A 15,408-nucleotide genomic window follows, 5' to 3' on the forward strand; every position below is an offset into this window, starting at 1 on the left:
ACGATTACGTAAATTGTCGGTGAGGACACCGACACCGGGGAAAAAGTAATTTCTTCTAATCCGCAATAAACCCCAGCTTCGCTTCCTTATAATCTTTTTTTTGCAGATAGGCTTCCAGTTTCTGAAAAGTTTCGAGCGGGCCTTGGGTTATAAACAAATTGATCAGCCAGGCCGGTACTGATCCGGAGGGGTCAACCTCCAGCTCATACTCCACCTTAATGCCATTATTTACATAAGGCCAGATAGTCCACTTACCGATGGAATGGGTAATGCGTACTACATTATTTTTTTCGGGCACCATCCCTGCTATGCAAGGCGCATCAATAGTGGTCACTTTGGTTTTGGGGTTCTGGCTTACCATAATGTGCGAAATATAATCGCGGTTTTCAGCCGGCCAGGGCACGCTCACTTCCGAGTAATAATATAACTCCGACGGCGAAACCCTTTTTATAATACGGTTCACCTTGCTATGATAAACCCATTGGTAGCTGTTATCAATATCCATAATGGCGGCAACCAGTTGCGACGGATGCACCGGCAAACTGCACTCTACCTTGATGGCCTTAAACTTTGAATTAACAACAGGCCGGGTATAAACCTTAATGCCTTCCTTTAATACGGCCAGTTTCCAGGCTTCCTGCCCGTATACCGCAGTGCTATGCACCAGTACCCATATCAACAGCAATATTATTTTTTTGCCCATAGCAAGGCAAAGCAACAAAAAAAGGCAAAACGTTCGTCCTTCCTTTTTAATTTATGACTTTAAAGTTATGTTTTGTAGACGCCAGGATGACATCACAGCATGGAAAACAGATAATTGCCGCTTTCCCTTTTTAATCGCAAGCAAAAGCCCCTCACTTTCAAAACACATTGGAGAATTTTCATAGGAAAAAGTTCTCTCCTCCGTAATCGAGATGACAAAATTTGAGAAACGGGAAAGCGTTTTTGAATAATTGATTTTTCTGATCACCCAACCAATTGATTGATCGATCCTACCCACCACCCTGTCATCCCGAGGTACGAGGGAACTTTTACGAGCGATAAGTATGCGCCACATTCATCCTTCTCCAACCAGCTTTGACAACTTTTTAAAAGTCGTCAAAACTCTCATTGCCAGGCACTCCGCGTAATCATTACAGCCCATCTGGCACGCGCAGAAGGTCTCTCCCTCCGGTCGAGATGACAAAACGTTTATACTTTTCCCTAATATCATCTTATAATAAAATTCAGAACAGCGACACCTATATTTTAATTTATATAAAGTCCACTAAATATTTACAATTAACTTAGCTAAGTTCTTACCGATTTCATTTTCGACTTTAAAGTCCTGCATAAACGCGTCAAAGTTTTTGATTCTATCTTCCAGATTTTGAACATATCGGTTATGCGTAATTTTCTTTCTCATATACCACCAAACTCTTTCAATCGGATTGAGATCCGGAGAGTACGGCGGGAGATAGACGAGTTCTAAGCGATGTTTATATCTTTCCAATATTGGCTTTAGTCTGTTGGCGTGATGATAAGGCACATTGTCCAAAACCATAACAACCTTTCGGTCGTGATACTGTTTGGCTACCAGTAACAAGAAGGTAAAAAAACTAACTGTTATTCCCTTTGTCTGCTTTGCCCGTAATAACAATGCCTGTTTCGGGTTCTATACAGCCGAATAAAGTCTTTCTTTCTCTTTTTCGTTGCTTTTGATTGATTCTCGGCTGCTTTCCCTTTTCTGACCACATATACGAAACCGTAGCTGTATTTGATAAACTGGCTTCATCTTGAAACACAATGACGGCATTAGCCTCCCTTGATTCCCGAAGTTTTTTTTAAAGCGGTTACCTTTTCTTCCCGGTCTTGTGCTTCAGGGTAAATGCCTTTTCCTTTTTGAAAGGTTAATCCTAATTTTTTCAATATGTTATAGATCTGCGCTTTTTTATAGTCGACCTGATATTCTTTTCTAATCAGATCGATCAATAAAGGCCCTGTCCAGGTGGCGCTGTTATAACCATAATCCTCGGGTTTTTTAGTTAGTAAAATCATTCTTATCGCCTGTAATTCATTGGAATCAAGCCGGTTATTTCTGCCTGGTTTTACTTTATCAATCAAGGCCTCTATTCCGCCTTCATTTAATCGGTTTACCCAATTACAGATCGATTTAAATGAAGTCTCATAGATCGATTCCAGTTCCTGCGGACGCTTTCCCAAAGAAACCTGGTAGCAGGCATATAATCTTACCGCTTGTTGAAACTTTTCATCTTTTCTCAATAAAGACCTTAATTCCTCCGATGTGTAATTTTTTACTGTTAATGCTATCTTGCTCATCGTAGCAAGATACACTTTTTTATTTAATTGTAAAAATATATTAGACTTTATATAAAGTCCACTGTTCCATCCCAAACACAAAAAAGGGACATGGCAAAAACCACATCCCTCAATATCTCAATACTCAGATCTGATATCTCAAATCTAAACCTTAATACCTGTAAGCATCCGATTTAAACGGACCGCTAACCGGTACACCGATATAATCAGCTTGTTCCTGATCAAGTACTTCCAGCTCTACACCAATTTTGGCTAAGTGCAGGCGGGCTACTTTTTCGTCGAGGTGTTTGGGCAGCGTATATACCTGGTTTTCGTAGGCACTTCCGTTTGTCCAAAGCTCTAACTGGGCCAGGGTTTGGTTGGTGAAAGAGTTTGACATCACGAAAGAAGGGTGACCTGTTGCGCAGCCTAAGTTAACCAAACGGCCTTCGGCTAATACAATTACATCCTTACCTTCAATGGTATATTTATCAACCTGCGGTTTAATTTCAATTTTAGTATCGCCATAAGCGCTATTTAACCAGGCCATATCGATCTCGTTATCAAAGTGGCCGATGTTACAAACAATCGCTTTATCCTTTAAGGCGCGGAAGTGTCTTTCGCGAACGATATTGCAATTACCGGTAGCAGTTACCAGGATATCGGCCTCTTTAACTGCGGTATCCAGTTTCTTTACTTCAAAACCTTCCATGGCGGCCTGTAGTGCACAGATCGGATCAATCTCGGTCACGATAACACGAACACCGGCGTTGCGTAACGAATCGGCCGAACCTTTACCCACATCGCCATAACCGCAAACAACGGCTATTTTACCGGCCATCATTACATCGGTAGCGCGGCGGATGGCATCAACCAACGATTCGCGGCAGCCGTATTTGTTATCAAATTTCGATTTGGTTACCGAGTCGTTCACGTTAATGGCAGGCATCAGTAAAGTGCCGTTTTTAACACGCTCGTATAAACGGTGAACGCCTGTAGTAGTTTCTTCTGATAAACCTTTAATTTCGGCAACCAGTTCAGGGTACTTATCTAAAACCATATTGGTTAAATCGCCGCCATCATCCAAAATCATGTTCAATGGTTTACGGTCTTCGCCAAAATATAAAGTTTGCTCAATGCACCAATCAAATTCTGCAGCATTCATCCCTTTCCAGGCATATACAGAAATACCAGCGGCAGCTATGGCGGCAGCGGCATGATCTTGAGTAGAGAAGATATTACATGATGACCAGGTAACTTCGGCACCTAATTCAATCAGAGTTTCAATTAAAACGGCTGTTTGGATAGTCATGTGCAGGCATCCCGCTATACGCGCGCCTTTTAAGGGCTTTGATGCGCCAAACTCCTGGCGAAGAGCCATTAAACCAGGCATTTCGGCTTCGGCAAGCCCTATTTCCTTACGGCCCCATTCCGCTAACGAAATATCTTTTACTTTGTATTTAACAAATTCTGTTTCTACTGATGACATGTTTTATAATTTATGCCACAAAAATAGTAAATAAATAATTTAAACAGAATTGCCTGAGACATGGCTTCGGTTGACGTGATGTCATAAAAGATTTAAAAACAGTAACCTTTGGCCTTAAAGCCACCCTAAGCCTTATGGTCGCCTTGCGCCATAGAAAGGTTGCCATTATAAACCGCGCCAGCTTCTACCAGTAACTTCTGCGTTATTATTTCACCATTGATGTGGCCTGTACTTTTGATCTCAAGTGATTGAACGGAAATATTACCGCTAACTGTTCCATAAACAATCATTTCCTTAGTTGTAACATGGCCTGTTATCATACCTTTTTCGCCTAAAATCAATCCTTCGTCCACACTCACATCGCCAACAACCTTTCCATCAACACGTGCAAAGGCCGGGGCTTTTAAATTGCCATCTAAAACACAACCCTCGCTAATTAACGTGGATATGGCTTGCAGATCGAGCGCTATTTTGTTTCGTTTTTTAAAAATTGACATGTTCAGGTGGGGTTAAATTTGTTGGACCGACAGGTGTAATTAACAGGAGGATAAAGCCTTATTGCAGTAAAATAAATCTCATTTATTCAGCGTCAAAAAATTAACGGGATTAACTGGCCTGCCATTTTTGCGTACTTCGTAATGTAGGTGCGTTCCGGTTGAATGCCCTGTTGAGCCTACCTCGCCAACTTTTTCGCCAACGGCTACCTGCTGGCCTACTTTTACAATAATACGTGAAAGATGGCCGTACAGGGTTTCTAAATTATTACCATGCGCCACCCTAACACAATTACCGTAACCGCCGTACCATCCCGCAAAAACAACACTGCCATTTGCAGTACATTTAACTTCGTCGCCCTTTTGGCCCTTAAAATCAATACCAGGATGAAACTCGGCACTGCCCGTATTAAAGGGATCGCTCCGGTAGCCAAAAAACGAGGTAAACGAGCTAATACGCGGGTAGCCCATCGGTGTATAACCTACCGCAGACACCAAACGGCCCAAATACTCGTCGTAATTAAGGTATACATCCTTATCGGATAGCTTTGCACCATCAGCGGCCCCGCTGCTGCCAACCCCTTTGGTTGAAAAGCCTTTTAAGCCCCGCTTGCGCAGATATTCGTTAATTTGCTGCAATTTAAGCTGGATAGATTGGATATAGGTTTGGGCCGAAACACCCTTATCTGCCTTTGGTGCGGCAACAGCCCCCTTTAACTTAATAAGCTGGGCCATCAGCAGCTTTTTCTCTGCTTCCTTGTTTTCATTTTGATGTTTCAGGTATAAAATACCGCCTATAAGGCAAACCACAACAGCTAAAATACCGAAACCATAATGCCAAAGCCGGTTTAAATGCTTTGTTTTAATTTGAAGAGATTTGGTATGCTGCTTATTTTTGTTTAAAACAATAATGGTTGTAATATCAGTGTGTTTTATATTCATCCAATGCAATATATTGGTTAAGGGATTGCAATATATGGAATGAATTACAAAATCAATAACATAAATAATTGTTTAACATGCAGTTAAACAATTATTTATGATTAAAAAAACATCTTGCTTATATACTATGCAACCAGCGGTCTGCATTAATTTTTTTACCCCAAACGAAACCCCCATGCATGTAAAAGTAAACCAGCTACCTTTTACAAGCGTGTCTGCGCCGGCCTTTATCGTCAGCAAAATGTTATTATTCAAATTGATAAATTTAAACCAATAATGATTTAGTATTTTTGTAATAGTTAAGACAAAGAAATTATGTATCCGGAATATTTAGTAGCCCCTATGCGGGAAGATTTAACCAAAGTTGGTTTTGAAGAGTTAAAAGATGCTGATGCAGTGAAACAAGCTATTGAAGCAGAAGGTACCGTATTTGTGATGGTTAACTCCGTATGCGGATGCGCTGCTGCCAATGCCCGCCCTGCGGCCAAAATTGCCAGCCAAAGCGACAAACACCCCGATAAGTTTGTTACTGTGTTTGCAGGCATGGAAAAAGAGGCTGTTGATGCCGCCCGCAACTACATGTTGCCTTATCCTCCGTCGTCGCCGTCAATGGCCTTATTTAAGGATGGCAAACTGGTACACATTATTGAGCGTCATCAAATTGAAGGCCGTCCGGCACAAATGATAGCCGATAACCTGATAGGTGCATTTGAACAATATTGCTAAGCCTGATTAATAGCTTGCATAAAAAATCCGGGATCATTTTGGTTCCGGATTTTTTTATGCCTTAAATTTTCTGGGGAATTTTTGTTTGGGGTGGCGACTGGTGTGGAATATGGCCGCGATATAAACAACCTTCTCTTTTTGGTCAACTGTATAAACAATTAAGAACGGGAATACATCAACCAATATTTCATGAAATTATGCCGTGCAATTTTATAATGCAATGGATTAGCTTCAATTTTTCTTATCGCCCTTTCAATTTCACCCATAAACTGAGTACCTAATCCCTTTTTTGCTCCTCATACCAATTAAACGATTCTAAAAATTCATCATCAGCCTCAGGATGAAATCTTAGTTGGTACTCAGGCCTTGATTTTGACTTTTTCTATTGACTTTAGCGCTCGTTTTTTTACATCTTCCCAACTCACTCCTTGCACTGCGCCTGATAGCAATTCCGCTTCCCTCCTATCCAGTTCGGCAAGTAGTTCCTATCTTCCCACCAGTTACAGTCCGCTTCAATATCACTTTCCAGAATAGTGTAAATTGCTTTCAGCTTCTTCTCTTCGGCTGTATTAATATAGTCGTGAAGCTTTTGCCTTATTTCAGCTGTTTTCATTACCCGGGTGTTTTAAACAAATTTAAACATTTATGGCTGTTTATTTAATGGCAATCATTTTTTTGTTATTTGCCAAACATTAATAAATTAGCCAGCTTATATTCTTATACTGACCACAAATGAATAAAACCAGGCTCTGTATCCTGTTTTTTGCCGGCGCTATGTGCGTTCCGGCAAAGCTGTTAGCGCAAAATAACCAACTTCCAGACCCTTTGTTAAAAATATACAGGGAAACGCCGCCCAAAATTAACGACCTGGTACACACCAAACTCGATGTGCATTTTGACTACCAAAAGCATTACCTGTACGGTAAGGAATGGGTTACCATAAAGCCCCATGCCTACCCTACCGATTCGTTACGGCTTGATGCCAAAGGCATGGATATTAAAAATATATCCATCGTAAAAAACGGCGTGCTTAGCCCGTTAAAGTTTAAATATGATAGCCTTACACTGGCCATTACACTTGATAAAAAATATAACAACAGCGAAACTTACCAGGTTTACATTGCTTACACCGCTAAGCCCGATGGTTTAAAAGCCAAGGGCAGTGCTGCCATTAATGATGCCAAGGGCCTTTATTTTATTAATTCCGACGGGGCCGATCCATCCAAACCTATCCAGATCTGGACACAGGGCGAAAGCGAAAGCTCATCGGCCTGGTTCCCTACTATCGATAAGCCCAACCAAAAAACCACCGACGAGATCACCATGACCGTTCCGGCTAAGTATGTAACCTTATCTAACGGCAGGCTGGCATCGCAAAAAGCAAATACCGACGGCACGCGTACCGATACCTGGAAGATGGAATTACCTCATGCCCCCTATTTATTTATGATGGCCGTTGGTGATTTTAAAATATATAAAGATAAATGGCGAGACAAAGAGGTAAGTTATTACCTGGAGCCGAAATACGCGCCTTATGCCAAGGAGATTTTCGGCTTTACGCCCGAGGTAATGGAGTTTTATTCGCAAAAACTGGGTATTGATTACCCCTGGAACAAATACGCCCAGATCGTGGTACGCGATTACGTAAGCGGGGCCATGGAAAATACCACCGCTACCCTGCACGGCGAGCAGGTGCAAGCTACCGCCCGCGAATTGATTGACGGCAAGCCCGAAAGCGAAACCGATATTGTACATGAGCTTTTTCACCAGTGGTTTGGCGATTACGTAACCACCGAAAGCTGGAGCAATTTAACGGTGAACGAATCATTTGCCGATTTTAGCGAAACCTTATGGGCCGAGCATAAACATGGCCAGGATGCCGGCGACGACCACAACTACCAGGCCATGCAGCAATACCTGAGCAACCTTGATGCAGCAAACAAGCCACTGGTGAGATTCCATTATGAGGATAAGGAAGATGTTTTTGATGTAGTTACTTACCAAAAGGGCGGCCGTATACTCAACATGTTACGCAATTATTTGGGCGAAGATATTTTTTTTAAGGGGCTGCACATCTACCTCAGCCAAAACGCTTTTAAAACCGGCGAAGCGCAACAGTTGCGCCTGGCACTGGAGGAAGCAAGCGGACTCGATCTGAGCTGGTTTTTTAACCAGTGGTATTACCGGCCAGGCCACCCTTTGCTAAACGTGAGCTATGGATGGGATGAGGCGGCTAAAACTCAAACCGTTTATTTAAAACAAAGCCAGGACGGCGACGCTTTTGTATTGCCCATGGCTATTGATATTTATGCCGGAGGCAAAAAGGAGCGGTATAAAGTTTGGATGAAGAGCAAATCAGACACCCTAACCTTCAAAACAGCCTTGCGGCCCGATTTGGTTAATATTGACGCGGACAGGGTTATCCTGGCCAAAAAAACCGATAGCAAAACACTCGACCAACTGGCGTTTCAGTATTTTAACGCTCCGCTGTATGGCGATCGATTTGAGGCCATCGACTCTGCCGACAGGCAACAGGAACTGGGCAACCCGGCAGCACAGAAAATACTGCTTGCCGCCTTAAAGGATAAATATGCGGGCCTACGTATTAAGGCTATCAGCGCCATCAATTTATCTAATCCAACGGTACGTAACGCTGCCCTGCCCATCCTAACCGATCTGATAAAAAACGACGAAAAAACTTTGGTTAAGGCGGCTGCTATTGATGCATTGGTTCCATTGCATAATTTTGATAACCTGCCCTTGTTTAAAGCGGCTATCGGCAGCCAATCTTACGCCATACAGGCGGCAGCTTTAACCGGAATAGGCACGCTGGATCCTGCCGACGCACTCAAAATAGCCAAAGACTTTGAAAAAGATAATAACGATGCCCTGGCCGAAGCCATTGTAGCCCTCTATATCCATAACGGAGGCAATGCTGAATTTCCGTTTATCAGCCAAACCTTTAAAAAGGCAGGCGTGCAGCTTAAGTTTAATATGTTGCGCGATTACGTAAAAATGCTGGGCCGCATCAATGATACCGAAACGGTAAAAGAGTCTGTGGCCGACCTGAAAGCGATGGCGATAAGATACAAAACCTACAATGTAAACCCCTACCTGATACAGATGCTTGAGGATGTAAAAAAAGATAAAAGCACCTTAGCGAAAGACACTGCCTCGCCCGTAAAAGAACAGTTAATTATTCAGACAGATTATATTTCTACGGTGATTAACGAAATCAAAAAGCTTTAGACTGAGCTCTGTTGATAATGTACTGGCGGAGACCGCCAGTACATTATCAACATCAAGAGGGAACAACAAATTCACTCTTGATGGAGCTTGCTCCGGATACATTTGTGAGGTCGACATTTTTGTCGCGTGATTACCCCCTTACAGCCGTACATCACCACCCCCTCCCCTCAAAGGAATTGAAAAAGCGGTAAAAGAGCCAAGGAAACTTGTGTTAATCTATCGTACTGTCAAAATGTTCAGCAATCAGCAGTTTGCCTACGTCCACCAAACCACAGTCCAATTTAAAAATCTTTATTTAACAGTTTCTCCAACTCGGCAAAGCCGATATTCATTTTCACCCGGCCGTGTTTGGCGTACGATAGTTCGCCGGTTTCTTCGGAGATGATGATAGCAGTGGCATCGTTGGCTTCAGATACACCAATACCAGCCCTGTGGCGCAAGCCAAATTGCGGCGGCAGGTCAGTATTATCTGTGAGCGGTAAAATACAACTGGCGGCTTTAATCTTATTCTCGGCTATTACCACAGCGCCGTCATGCAGAGGGCTGGTTTTTTGAAAGATGCTTTCCAGTAAACGTTTTGATATTTTGGCATCCACAATTTCGCAACTGTTTTGATAAAATTGCTCATCGTAATATTTGGCAAAAACAATAAGCGCGCCGGTATGGGTTTGCTTTAAACTTTTGCAGGCATCCAAAATAGGTTTAATACGGGCCAGGTTATTTTTCTCATCCTGGTTTTTACCAAAAAAATAACGCCACCAGGCCTTATTACGCTGTAGGGACGCGTTTTTACCTACCAGCAGCAAAAACCTCCTGATCTCCTGCTGAAAAACCACAATGAGCGCAATAATGCCCACGTTCATAAAGTTTTCTAATATTTTGGTAAGCAAGCGCATTTGCAGGGCATGTACCACAAAGTACATCACGCAGATAACCGCCAAACCAATAAAAATATTAGCCGCTATGGTTCCCCTGATTAAATTGTAAAGCTGGTATATAATGATGGCTACGATCAAGATATCAAGCACATCAAAAAAGGTAAAATTGAATGAAGTGAGATCGTGCAGTTGCATTGAACGAAGTTAGCAACTTTACTTATTGGTTGGGAGGTTTGAGGATTGTTATTTTGTTATTGGTGTTTGGTTAGTGGTTATTGAGTTATTGGTTACTGGGTTATTTGGGAGTGGTTAGAAAGTTTGTTATTGAGTTTGACACGATTTTTGCGTGATAACCTAATATCCAATGATTCGAAAAGCAACAGGCTCACTACCATTTTTTTATAACCAATTGATATTAAATAAGTGGAATATAGTCAGCGGTAGATAATGGTTACTGAGGATTGGTTGAGAAGTTGAAAATTGTTGATTTTGTTTGCCTACTCCAAACTCTGGCTTCTTGTCTCTGGCTTCTTGCTTCTCTTCTACTTATTCCTTTCGGTAGTAAAACGCACCAGTTGCTCTAACGAGCGCCTTGATTCGCTATCCGGAAAGGCGTGCAATATCTCGAAAGCCTCATCCTGGTATAGCTTCATCTGGCTCTCAGCATATTCCAGTCCGCCGGTTTGCTTTACAAAGTTGATGATCTCGGCAATTTTTTGGGCATCGTCGTTATGATTTTTCACCAGGTTAATCACCCGTTTCTTTTCGGTAGGCGTTGTATGGTTCAGGGCGTAGATTAGCGGCAGGGTTATTTTTTTCTCTTTAATGTCGATGCCTAAGGGCTTGCCAACATCATCGGTACCAAAGTCGAACATATCGTCTTTAATCTGGAAAGCGATGCCTATTTTTTCGCCAAACAGGCGCATTTTCTCTACTGTGGCATCATCGGCTCCGGAAGACGCCGCGCCACAAGCGCAGCATGAAGCTATGAGCGACGCCGTTTTCTGGCGGATCACATCGTAGTAAACCGGCTCATCAATATCCATCCGCCTTACCTTTTCTATCTGCAACAACTCGCCTTCGCTCATCTGCCTCACGGCTTCTGATACAATTTTAAGCAGGTGAAAATCATTATTCTCGATAGACAACAATAAACCTTTTGAGAGCAGGAAATCGCCCACCAAAACGGCTATCTTGTTTTTCCATAAAGCGTTGATAGAAAAGAAGCCCCGGCGCTGGTACGAGTTATCAACCACATCATCATGAACCAGTGTGGCCGTGTGCAGCAATTCAACCAAAGCCGCCCCGCGATGGGTAGACTCATTGATGCCGCCACATAAGCTTGCCGACAAAAACAAAAACATAGGGCGTATTTGCTTCCCTTTACGTTTTACAATGTAATGGGTTATCCTGTCGAGCAACGGAACGGAACTCTGCATTGAGGTTTTAAACTTTTCCTCAAAAACATCAATCTCTGCAGCTATGGGTCTTTTTATCTCGTCGATGCTCAGCATTTAAACTAAACAAGCTTTAGTAATATTTAACATTTGCCCAAAGGCTTAAAACAGCGACAAACATAAGTTAAAAATCAATAACAGTATAAAGCCGCGAGCGGATATTGCACTATTATGTGTTAAATAAAAGTGACAACCATTAAACTATCAATTTACCTTAATTTTTATGGGATATAACAAAGGATTATCTTACTTTTGCAGTCCTTTAAAAACGGAGAGGTGTCTGAGTGGTCGAAAGAGCACGCCTGGAAAGTGTGTATACGCCAAAAGTGTATCGAGGGTTCGAATCCCTCCCTCTCCGCAGTAGGGAATTTTTAAACGATTTCCAGAGGGTTGCTCGATTTCGAGCAACCCTTTCTTTTTGAGTGTCAACAAGTTACAATCAAGCCCTTCATTGATAGCAGGTGTTCTAAACATACCACCAGAAAACGTCAATCCACCTTTGAACACCTCACGCGTAATAGCATGCTGTTGCGACAGCGGAGAATCTGCATAAATCTTTGGTAAATTGAGCATATAAGGCAGTACCAACAAATCCTGCTCTATCTCATCGTTCATACGCTCTAAGTATTCCAGGTCTTCGTTCAGCTTCGCCCTTTCCCCATTCAGTTTAAGTACCCATTTCTTATAGGTATCATCATTAATTACGCCGTCGAACAATTTCTGGTCTACGCCATCCTTTTTAGTGTCTACGGCTATCAGCTGTGCCTTAATACTTTTGTATTGCGCATCACTCGCCTTAAATGTATTTCTAACCAGTGGGGTTACCTTGTCAACAATAATATCAATGGTGCTTTGTTTAAGGCTTAGGTGTTTGAGCAGTTCCTCAAACTTCTCATGCAGCATCGCACCAGGTATGTTGACCGTTGTATGCGTGATACAGCGATAATACAGGTAATATTTGTTTTTCCCTTTGCTCCAACCGGCGGTCATATTGGTACCGCAACATGGGCTTTTAAGAACACCCTTTAAAGGGAATTCATCTTTGGGCTTGGTTTTCATCATTCTCTTGTTCACATCCAGCAATTCCTGCGCCCGGTAGTACTGAGATTCGGAAACGATAGGCTCATGAATGGCCTTAATGATTTTCTCCGGGTATTTCCCGCTGGCACAAACCCGGACAAGTCCTGCGTAAAGCGGGTTGTTCAGGACACGGAACACCGCACTACTGGCACTATGCGGAAAGCCAAGCTGTCTAACTTCTTTATGGATGATGTTTTTTGGCGTACCGGCAAGGAAGTCACGGTAGATCTTGCGCACAATGAATACTTTGTTTTCATCGGGATCGATAATCAGTAGGTTCTTGCCACCTGCATCCCTGCTGTTCAGGTAAGCATAAGGGGCGGCGTTGATATATCTGCCGGATTCCTGGGCATGCCTTGCACTTACTTTCGCCCTCCGGCGAATAGTCAGCAGTTCCTGATTAGCGATAAGGTACTTGAATGCCCTTAACAGGAACACCGAGGGGTCAGAGGTATCAATATCCAGTGGTTCCGTAGTAGCGATCACCTTCAGCCCGTGTTTCGTTTCCAGCGATTCGATTTTTTGCAATGCTTCCGGCAGGTTACGGCTAAAACGGTCATGGTCAAATACGATCAGGTATTTGACCTTTTTCTTGTGCTCCTTGATAAAAGTTTCAAGGGCAACGAAGTCAGGACGGTCAAATGTATAGCTGCTTTCCCCGTCATCAATGAATAGCGAACCCAGTGCCAGTTGATTGCGGTCACAATAATCCCTGATGCTTTTTTCCTGGTAGTCCAGTGAATGGGTGGACTGGTCTTTCTTACTTATCCTGATATATCCTATTGCATCCATAATCTTATTTCTAAAGCATAATTAAATAAACGGCTCCTATTTCTGTTTAAGTCTGTCCGGAACCTCTGAAGCGTCTTTAAAAGATACCTGATTGTACTTGCCCCGGTACTTTCTGACCAGGTTCTCAACGATGATTTCAGCTATTAAGTTAGCTAATTGATCGCTATTTTCAGCATTTTCAGTGCCGTTTTTTTCCACATCTTCATACTTTTTTTCTATATCAACAGGTTGATATATAGCTATTTCTTTATCCATACTACTCACCTTTTCTTTTGTTTTCAGCAAAGCTGGTGATGATCCGGTTACCTAATTCGCAAGCTGTTCGCAACTTGCTATGGATTATATGCTATTAGTGATTTATTGTGCCGCTTGTATTATTGATTACAAAGTAGTTAACATAACCATAACATTATATATACTATTATTTAACCTATATTTGTATTTATACAACTTTTTTATGAAAAAACAGAAACGTAAATCACTGGTTAAAACTGCCAGAAAAGCAGCAAGAAAAAACATCAGCCTGAATTTAATTACCGAACTGACAGCAGTAGCTGAAAAATTAGTCCCTGCCTCCAAGAAAATAGAAAAGGCAATTAAAAAGGATGCAAAGCAGTTGGCCAAAAAGATTTCCCGTGAACTGGTAATTGATGAAGCAGCCTTAGTTTCAGCCAGTGAGCAGAAAAAAGCGGCAGACGAAACATCAAAAACGGATAAAGCCACGCCAAGTGCTACAGCTCCGGAAATTGCTAAAAATAAGCCGACAACAAGAAAACCCGCAGCAACACCAACCGCAAAAGCTAAAAAAGCAGTAAAGGTTTAGACTTGGCGGAGGCAGATATTATAGAATTTGCATAGTGCCTTGTTAGTTATTCGGTATCTGTATAAGCATAACCCCCAATAAAGATCAGTGCATTGTCCGGCCTTATAGGGCCACCTTTTGCACCCAATGCAAATGACGTTTTAACCACTGTACCATTGTTATAGGTGAATTCAATCGTATGGCCGGATATCCGGTACGTACCGCCTGTTGCCGATTTCTTCCAGGCCGCAGCGTTTCCGGTTGACATACCCGCGTTTAGTCCTTCGTTAAAATGGGTGGCGTCCAAAAACGTAATCTTTTTAATTGATAAAGCACTCAGGCCGTTACCATAATCCCCGCCGCTTACTTTTTCGTAAGCTGGCTTTAGTTTAACAGCACCGGTATAGGCGTAGGCCGGGAACCAGTTGCCCTCACCAAGTTTATAATCATTTGCCTCCCCTTTGCTGTTGGTCAGTACAAACTTCTGGCCTTGTTTCTTCCAGGTGCCCCAGGCTTTAGGGTGCTTACTTTTATCGGTAGCGATATTCAAGGTTTCCAGTGTTTCACCGCCTGCTTCCCAGTAATCACCATTTTTAAAGAGTACGACCGGCTCGAAAGTAATGGCAGCGGGATAGCCGCTTATTGCCCTGAAATACCAACCTTCTACAGCAGGTGCCACCGATTTAGAACTTACTGAGTTTATTGGCTTATTATTAACCGCAGCATTCGCATCTAATAAAAATGAGATCATAAAGGCGATAGCCAGGCCACTTAAATATGTTTTGAATTTCATAACCATCAGATTTTATGTAATATAATTTGAGATAATAACAGCTGGTTTAGGTTTAATGTTTGCTTATAACAAGACATCTAAATCGTTCGCAACTACCGTCCCACTTGCGAACACCCTCCATCCAACCTCGTCACCTTTGATTATCAATTCAGATAGTCATGAGAAACCCAAAGACAATAACCGACCTGAAACGCCGAAAATTCAATGGCACATTGTTGCCGAAAATCAAACGCATCCGCCAGGAACCGCGCCAGAAAATCCGGCAGCTATTAAGAACTTTCGTGCCACTGGAAAAGTTCCAACCCACTGAAAAAGCAGTTAGCAAATCTGCCAATTCCGGCAACACTTTATAAAGCTAACCCATAACATTCATTCATCACATCACCAAAGTTCAGGATACCTTCCCGA

General features: G+C 42.4%; 16 protein-coding genes, 1 tRNA gene and 1 pseudogene. 5 read left to right on the forward strand and 13 right to left on the reverse strand.

The features are described from left to right. Positions 1 to 55: 55 nt before the first annotated feature. From MUCPA_RS06425 to MUCPA_RS35745, 6 genes are all read right to left on the reverse strand, one after another. Entirely contained in the window at positions 56 to 703 is a 648-nt protein-coding gene (locus MUCPA_RS06425; protein ID WP_008505195.1) for an START domain-containing protein, read from the reverse strand. A gap of 564 nt (positions 704 to 1,267) precedes the next feature. Continuing rightward, a complete protein-coding gene (locus MUCPA_RS39480; protein WP_083839311.1) occupies positions 1,268 to 1,639 on the reverse strand; it encodes a transposase in 372 nt (123 codons plus the stop codon). Positions 1,640 to 1,794: 155 nt separating this feature from the next. Next, complete coding sequence (locus tag MUCPA_RS06440; RefSeq protein ID WP_008505196.1) at positions 1,795 to 2,319, reverse strand: helix-turn-helix domain-containing protein; 525 nt, start codon at positions 2,317 to 2,319, stop codon at positions 1,795 to 1,797. Between the two features lie 151 nt (positions 2,320 to 2,470). Further along, positions 2,471 to 3,787 carry an adenosylhomocysteinase gene (gene ahcY, locus MUCPA_RS06445; RefSeq protein WP_008505197.1) on the reverse strand — a complete coding sequence of 439 codons (1,317 nt, stop codon included), beginning with the start codon at positions 3,785 to 3,787 and terminating at the stop codon, positions 2,471 to 2,473. 125 nt (positions 3,788 to 3,912) lie between these two features. Continuing rightward, positions 3,913 to 4,284 (reverse strand): bactofilin family protein, encoded by a 372-nt coding sequence (locus MUCPA_RS06450; protein WP_008505198.1) that lies wholly within the window; start codon positions 4,282 to 4,284, stop codon positions 3,913 to 3,915. A gap of 78 nt (positions 4,285 to 4,362) precedes the next feature. Then, a complete protein-coding gene (locus MUCPA_RS35745) occupies positions 4,363 to 5,223 on the reverse strand; it encodes a M23 family metallopeptidase (protein ID WP_008505200.1) in 861 nt (286 codons plus the stop codon). A gap of 315 nt (positions 5,224 to 5,538) precedes the next feature. Between MUCPA_RS35745 and MUCPA_RS06465 the strand changes: the two genes are divergently transcribed. Beyond that, entirely contained in the window at positions 5,539 to 5,949 is a 411-nt protein-coding gene (locus MUCPA_RS06465) for a BrxA/BrxB family bacilliredoxin (protein WP_008505204.1), read from the forward strand. Positions 5,950 to 6,308: 359 nt separating this feature from the next. Here MUCPA_RS06465 and MUCPA_RS39485 read toward each other — a convergent pair whose 3' ends face one another. After that, positions 6,309 to 6,398: a hypothetical protein gene (locus MUCPA_RS39485; protein WP_157543827.1), complete on the reverse strand. Its 90-nt coding sequence runs from the start codon at positions 6,396 to 6,398 to the stop codon at positions 6,309 to 6,311. Then, entirely contained in the window at positions 6,371 to 6,562 is a 192-nt protein-coding gene (locus tag MUCPA_RS37585; RefSeq protein ID WP_008505206.1) for a hypothetical protein, read from the reverse strand. Before MUCPA_RS37585 ends, MUCPA_RS39485 begins: the two co-directional genes overlap by 28 nt. 119 nt (positions 6,563 to 6,681) lie before the next feature. Between MUCPA_RS37585 and MUCPA_RS06475 the strand changes: the two genes are divergently transcribed. Next, complete coding sequence (locus MUCPA_RS06475) at positions 6,682 to 9,198, forward strand: M1 family metallopeptidase (protein ID WP_008505208.1); 2,517 nt, start codon at positions 6,682 to 6,684, stop codon at positions 9,196 to 9,198. A 281-nt stretch (positions 9,199 to 9,479) separates the two neighbouring features. Here MUCPA_RS06475 and cdaA read toward each other — a convergent pair whose 3' ends face one another. Both cdaA and MUCPA_RS06485 read right to left on the reverse strand, forming a co-directional pair. After that, positions 9,480 to 10,271 (reverse strand): diadenylate cyclase CdaA, encoded by a 792-nt coding sequence (gene cdaA, locus MUCPA_RS06480; RefSeq protein ID WP_008505209.1) that lies wholly within the window; start codon positions 10,269 to 10,271, stop codon positions 9,480 to 9,482. A 347-nt stretch (positions 10,272 to 10,618) separates the two neighbouring features. Further along, a complete protein-coding gene (locus MUCPA_RS06485; RefSeq protein WP_008505211.1) occupies positions 10,619 to 11,590 on the reverse strand; it encodes a polyprenyl synthetase family protein in 972 nt (323 codons plus the stop codon). 213 nt (positions 11,591 to 11,803) lie between these two features. Here MUCPA_RS06485 and MUCPA_RS06490 point away from each other — a divergent pair. Continuing rightward, positions 11,804 to 11,891: transfer RNA gene (locus tag MUCPA_RS06490), tRNA-Ser, on the forward strand. Positions 11,892 to 12,619: 728 nt separating this feature from the next. Here MUCPA_RS06490 and MUCPA_RS39490 read toward each other — a convergent pair. Both MUCPA_RS39490 and MUCPA_RS06500 read right to left on the reverse strand, forming a co-directional pair. After that, positions 12,620 to 13,405 (reverse strand): annotated as a pseudogene (locus tag MUCPA_RS39490) (recombinase family protein); the annotation flags it as partial. Positions 13,406 to 13,441: 36 nt separating this feature from the next. Beyond that, the gene (locus MUCPA_RS06500; protein ID WP_008505215.1) at positions 13,442 to 13,660 is read right to left on the reverse strand and encodes a hypothetical protein; all 219 of its coding nucleotides are present in this window, start codon (positions 13,658 to 13,660) and stop codon (positions 13,442 to 13,444) included. Between the two features lie 202 nt (positions 13,661 to 13,862). Between MUCPA_RS06500 and MUCPA_RS06505 the strand changes: the two genes are divergently transcribed. Continuing rightward, a complete protein-coding gene (locus tag MUCPA_RS06505; protein WP_157543828.1) occupies positions 13,863 to 14,228 on the forward strand; it encodes a hypothetical protein in 366 nt (121 codons plus the stop codon). Between the two features lie 46 nt (positions 14,229 to 14,274). Here MUCPA_RS06505 and MUCPA_RS06510 read toward each other — a convergent pair whose 3' ends face one another. Then, a complete protein-coding gene (locus MUCPA_RS06510; RefSeq protein ID WP_008505220.1) occupies positions 14,275 to 15,000 on the reverse strand; it encodes a hypothetical protein in 726 nt (241 codons plus the stop codon). Between the two features lie 158 nt (positions 15,001 to 15,158). Between MUCPA_RS06510 and MUCPA_RS38155 the strand changes: the two genes are divergently transcribed. After that, a complete protein-coding gene (locus MUCPA_RS38155; RefSeq protein WP_040625753.1) occupies positions 15,159 to 15,353 on the forward strand; it encodes a hypothetical protein in 195 nt (64 codons plus the stop codon). Positions 15,354 to 15,408: the final 55 nt, after the last annotated feature.

The organism is Mucilaginibacter paludis DSM 18603, assembly GCF_000166195.2.
Classification (GTDB): domain Bacteria; phylum Bacteroidota; class Bacteroidia; order Sphingobacteriales; family Sphingobacteriaceae; genus Mucilaginibacter; species Mucilaginibacter paludis.

Bases quoted from the DNA above. Each gene is read 5' to 3' on its own strand.
- MUCPA_RS06425 (WP_008505195.1), bottom strand. From the start codon at position 703: ATGGGCAAAAAAATAATATTGCTGTTGATATGGGTACTGGTGCATAGC.
- MUCPA_RS06440 (WP_008505196.1), bottom strand. From the start codon at position 2,319: ATGAGCAAGATAGCATTAACAGTAAAAAATTACACATCGGAGGAATTA.
- ahcY (WP_008505197.1), bottom strand. From the start codon at position 3,787: ATGTCATCAGTAGAAACAGAATTTGTTAAATACAAAGTAAAAGATATT.
- MUCPA_RS06450 (WP_008505198.1), bottom strand. From the start codon at position 4,284: ATGTCAATTTTTAAAAAACGAAACAAAATAGCGCTCGATCTGCAAGCC.
- MUCPA_RS35745 (WP_008505200.1), bottom strand. From the start codon at position 5,223: ATGAATATAAAACACACTGATATTACAACCATTATTGTTTTAAACAAA.
- MUCPA_RS06465 (WP_008505204.1), top strand. From the start codon at position 5,539: ATGTATCCGGAATATTTAGTAGCCCCTATGCGGGAAGATTTAACCAAA.
- MUCPA_RS37585 (WP_008505206.1), bottom strand. From the start codon at position 6,562: ATGAAAACAGCTGAAATAAGGCAAAAGCTTCACGACTATATTAATACA.
- MUCPA_RS06475 (WP_008505208.1), top strand. From the start codon at position 6,682: ATGAATAAAACCAGGCTCTGTATCCTGTTTTTTGCCGGCGCTATGTGC.
- cdaA (WP_008505209.1), bottom strand. From the start codon at position 10,271: ATGCAACTGCACGATCTCACTTCATTCAATTTTACCTTTTTTGATGTG.
- MUCPA_RS06485 (WP_008505211.1), bottom strand. From the start codon at position 11,590: ATGCTGAGCATCGACGAGATAAAAAGACCCATAGCTGCAGAGATTGAT.
- MUCPA_RS06500 (WP_008505215.1), bottom strand. From the start codon at position 13,660: ATGGATAAAGAAATAGCTATATATCAACCTGTTGATATAGAAAAAAAG.
- MUCPA_RS06505 (WP_157543828.1), top strand. From the start codon at position 13,863: ATGAAAAAACAGAAACGTAAATCACTGGTTAAAACTGCCAGAAAAGCA.
- MUCPA_RS06510 (WP_008505220.1), bottom strand. From the start codon at position 15,000: ATGAAATTCAAAACATATTTAAGTGGCCTGGCTATCGCCTTTATGATC.
- MUCPA_RS38155 (WP_040625753.1), top strand. From the start codon at position 15,159: ATGAGAAACCCAAAGACAATAACCGACCTGAAACGCCGAAAATTCAAT.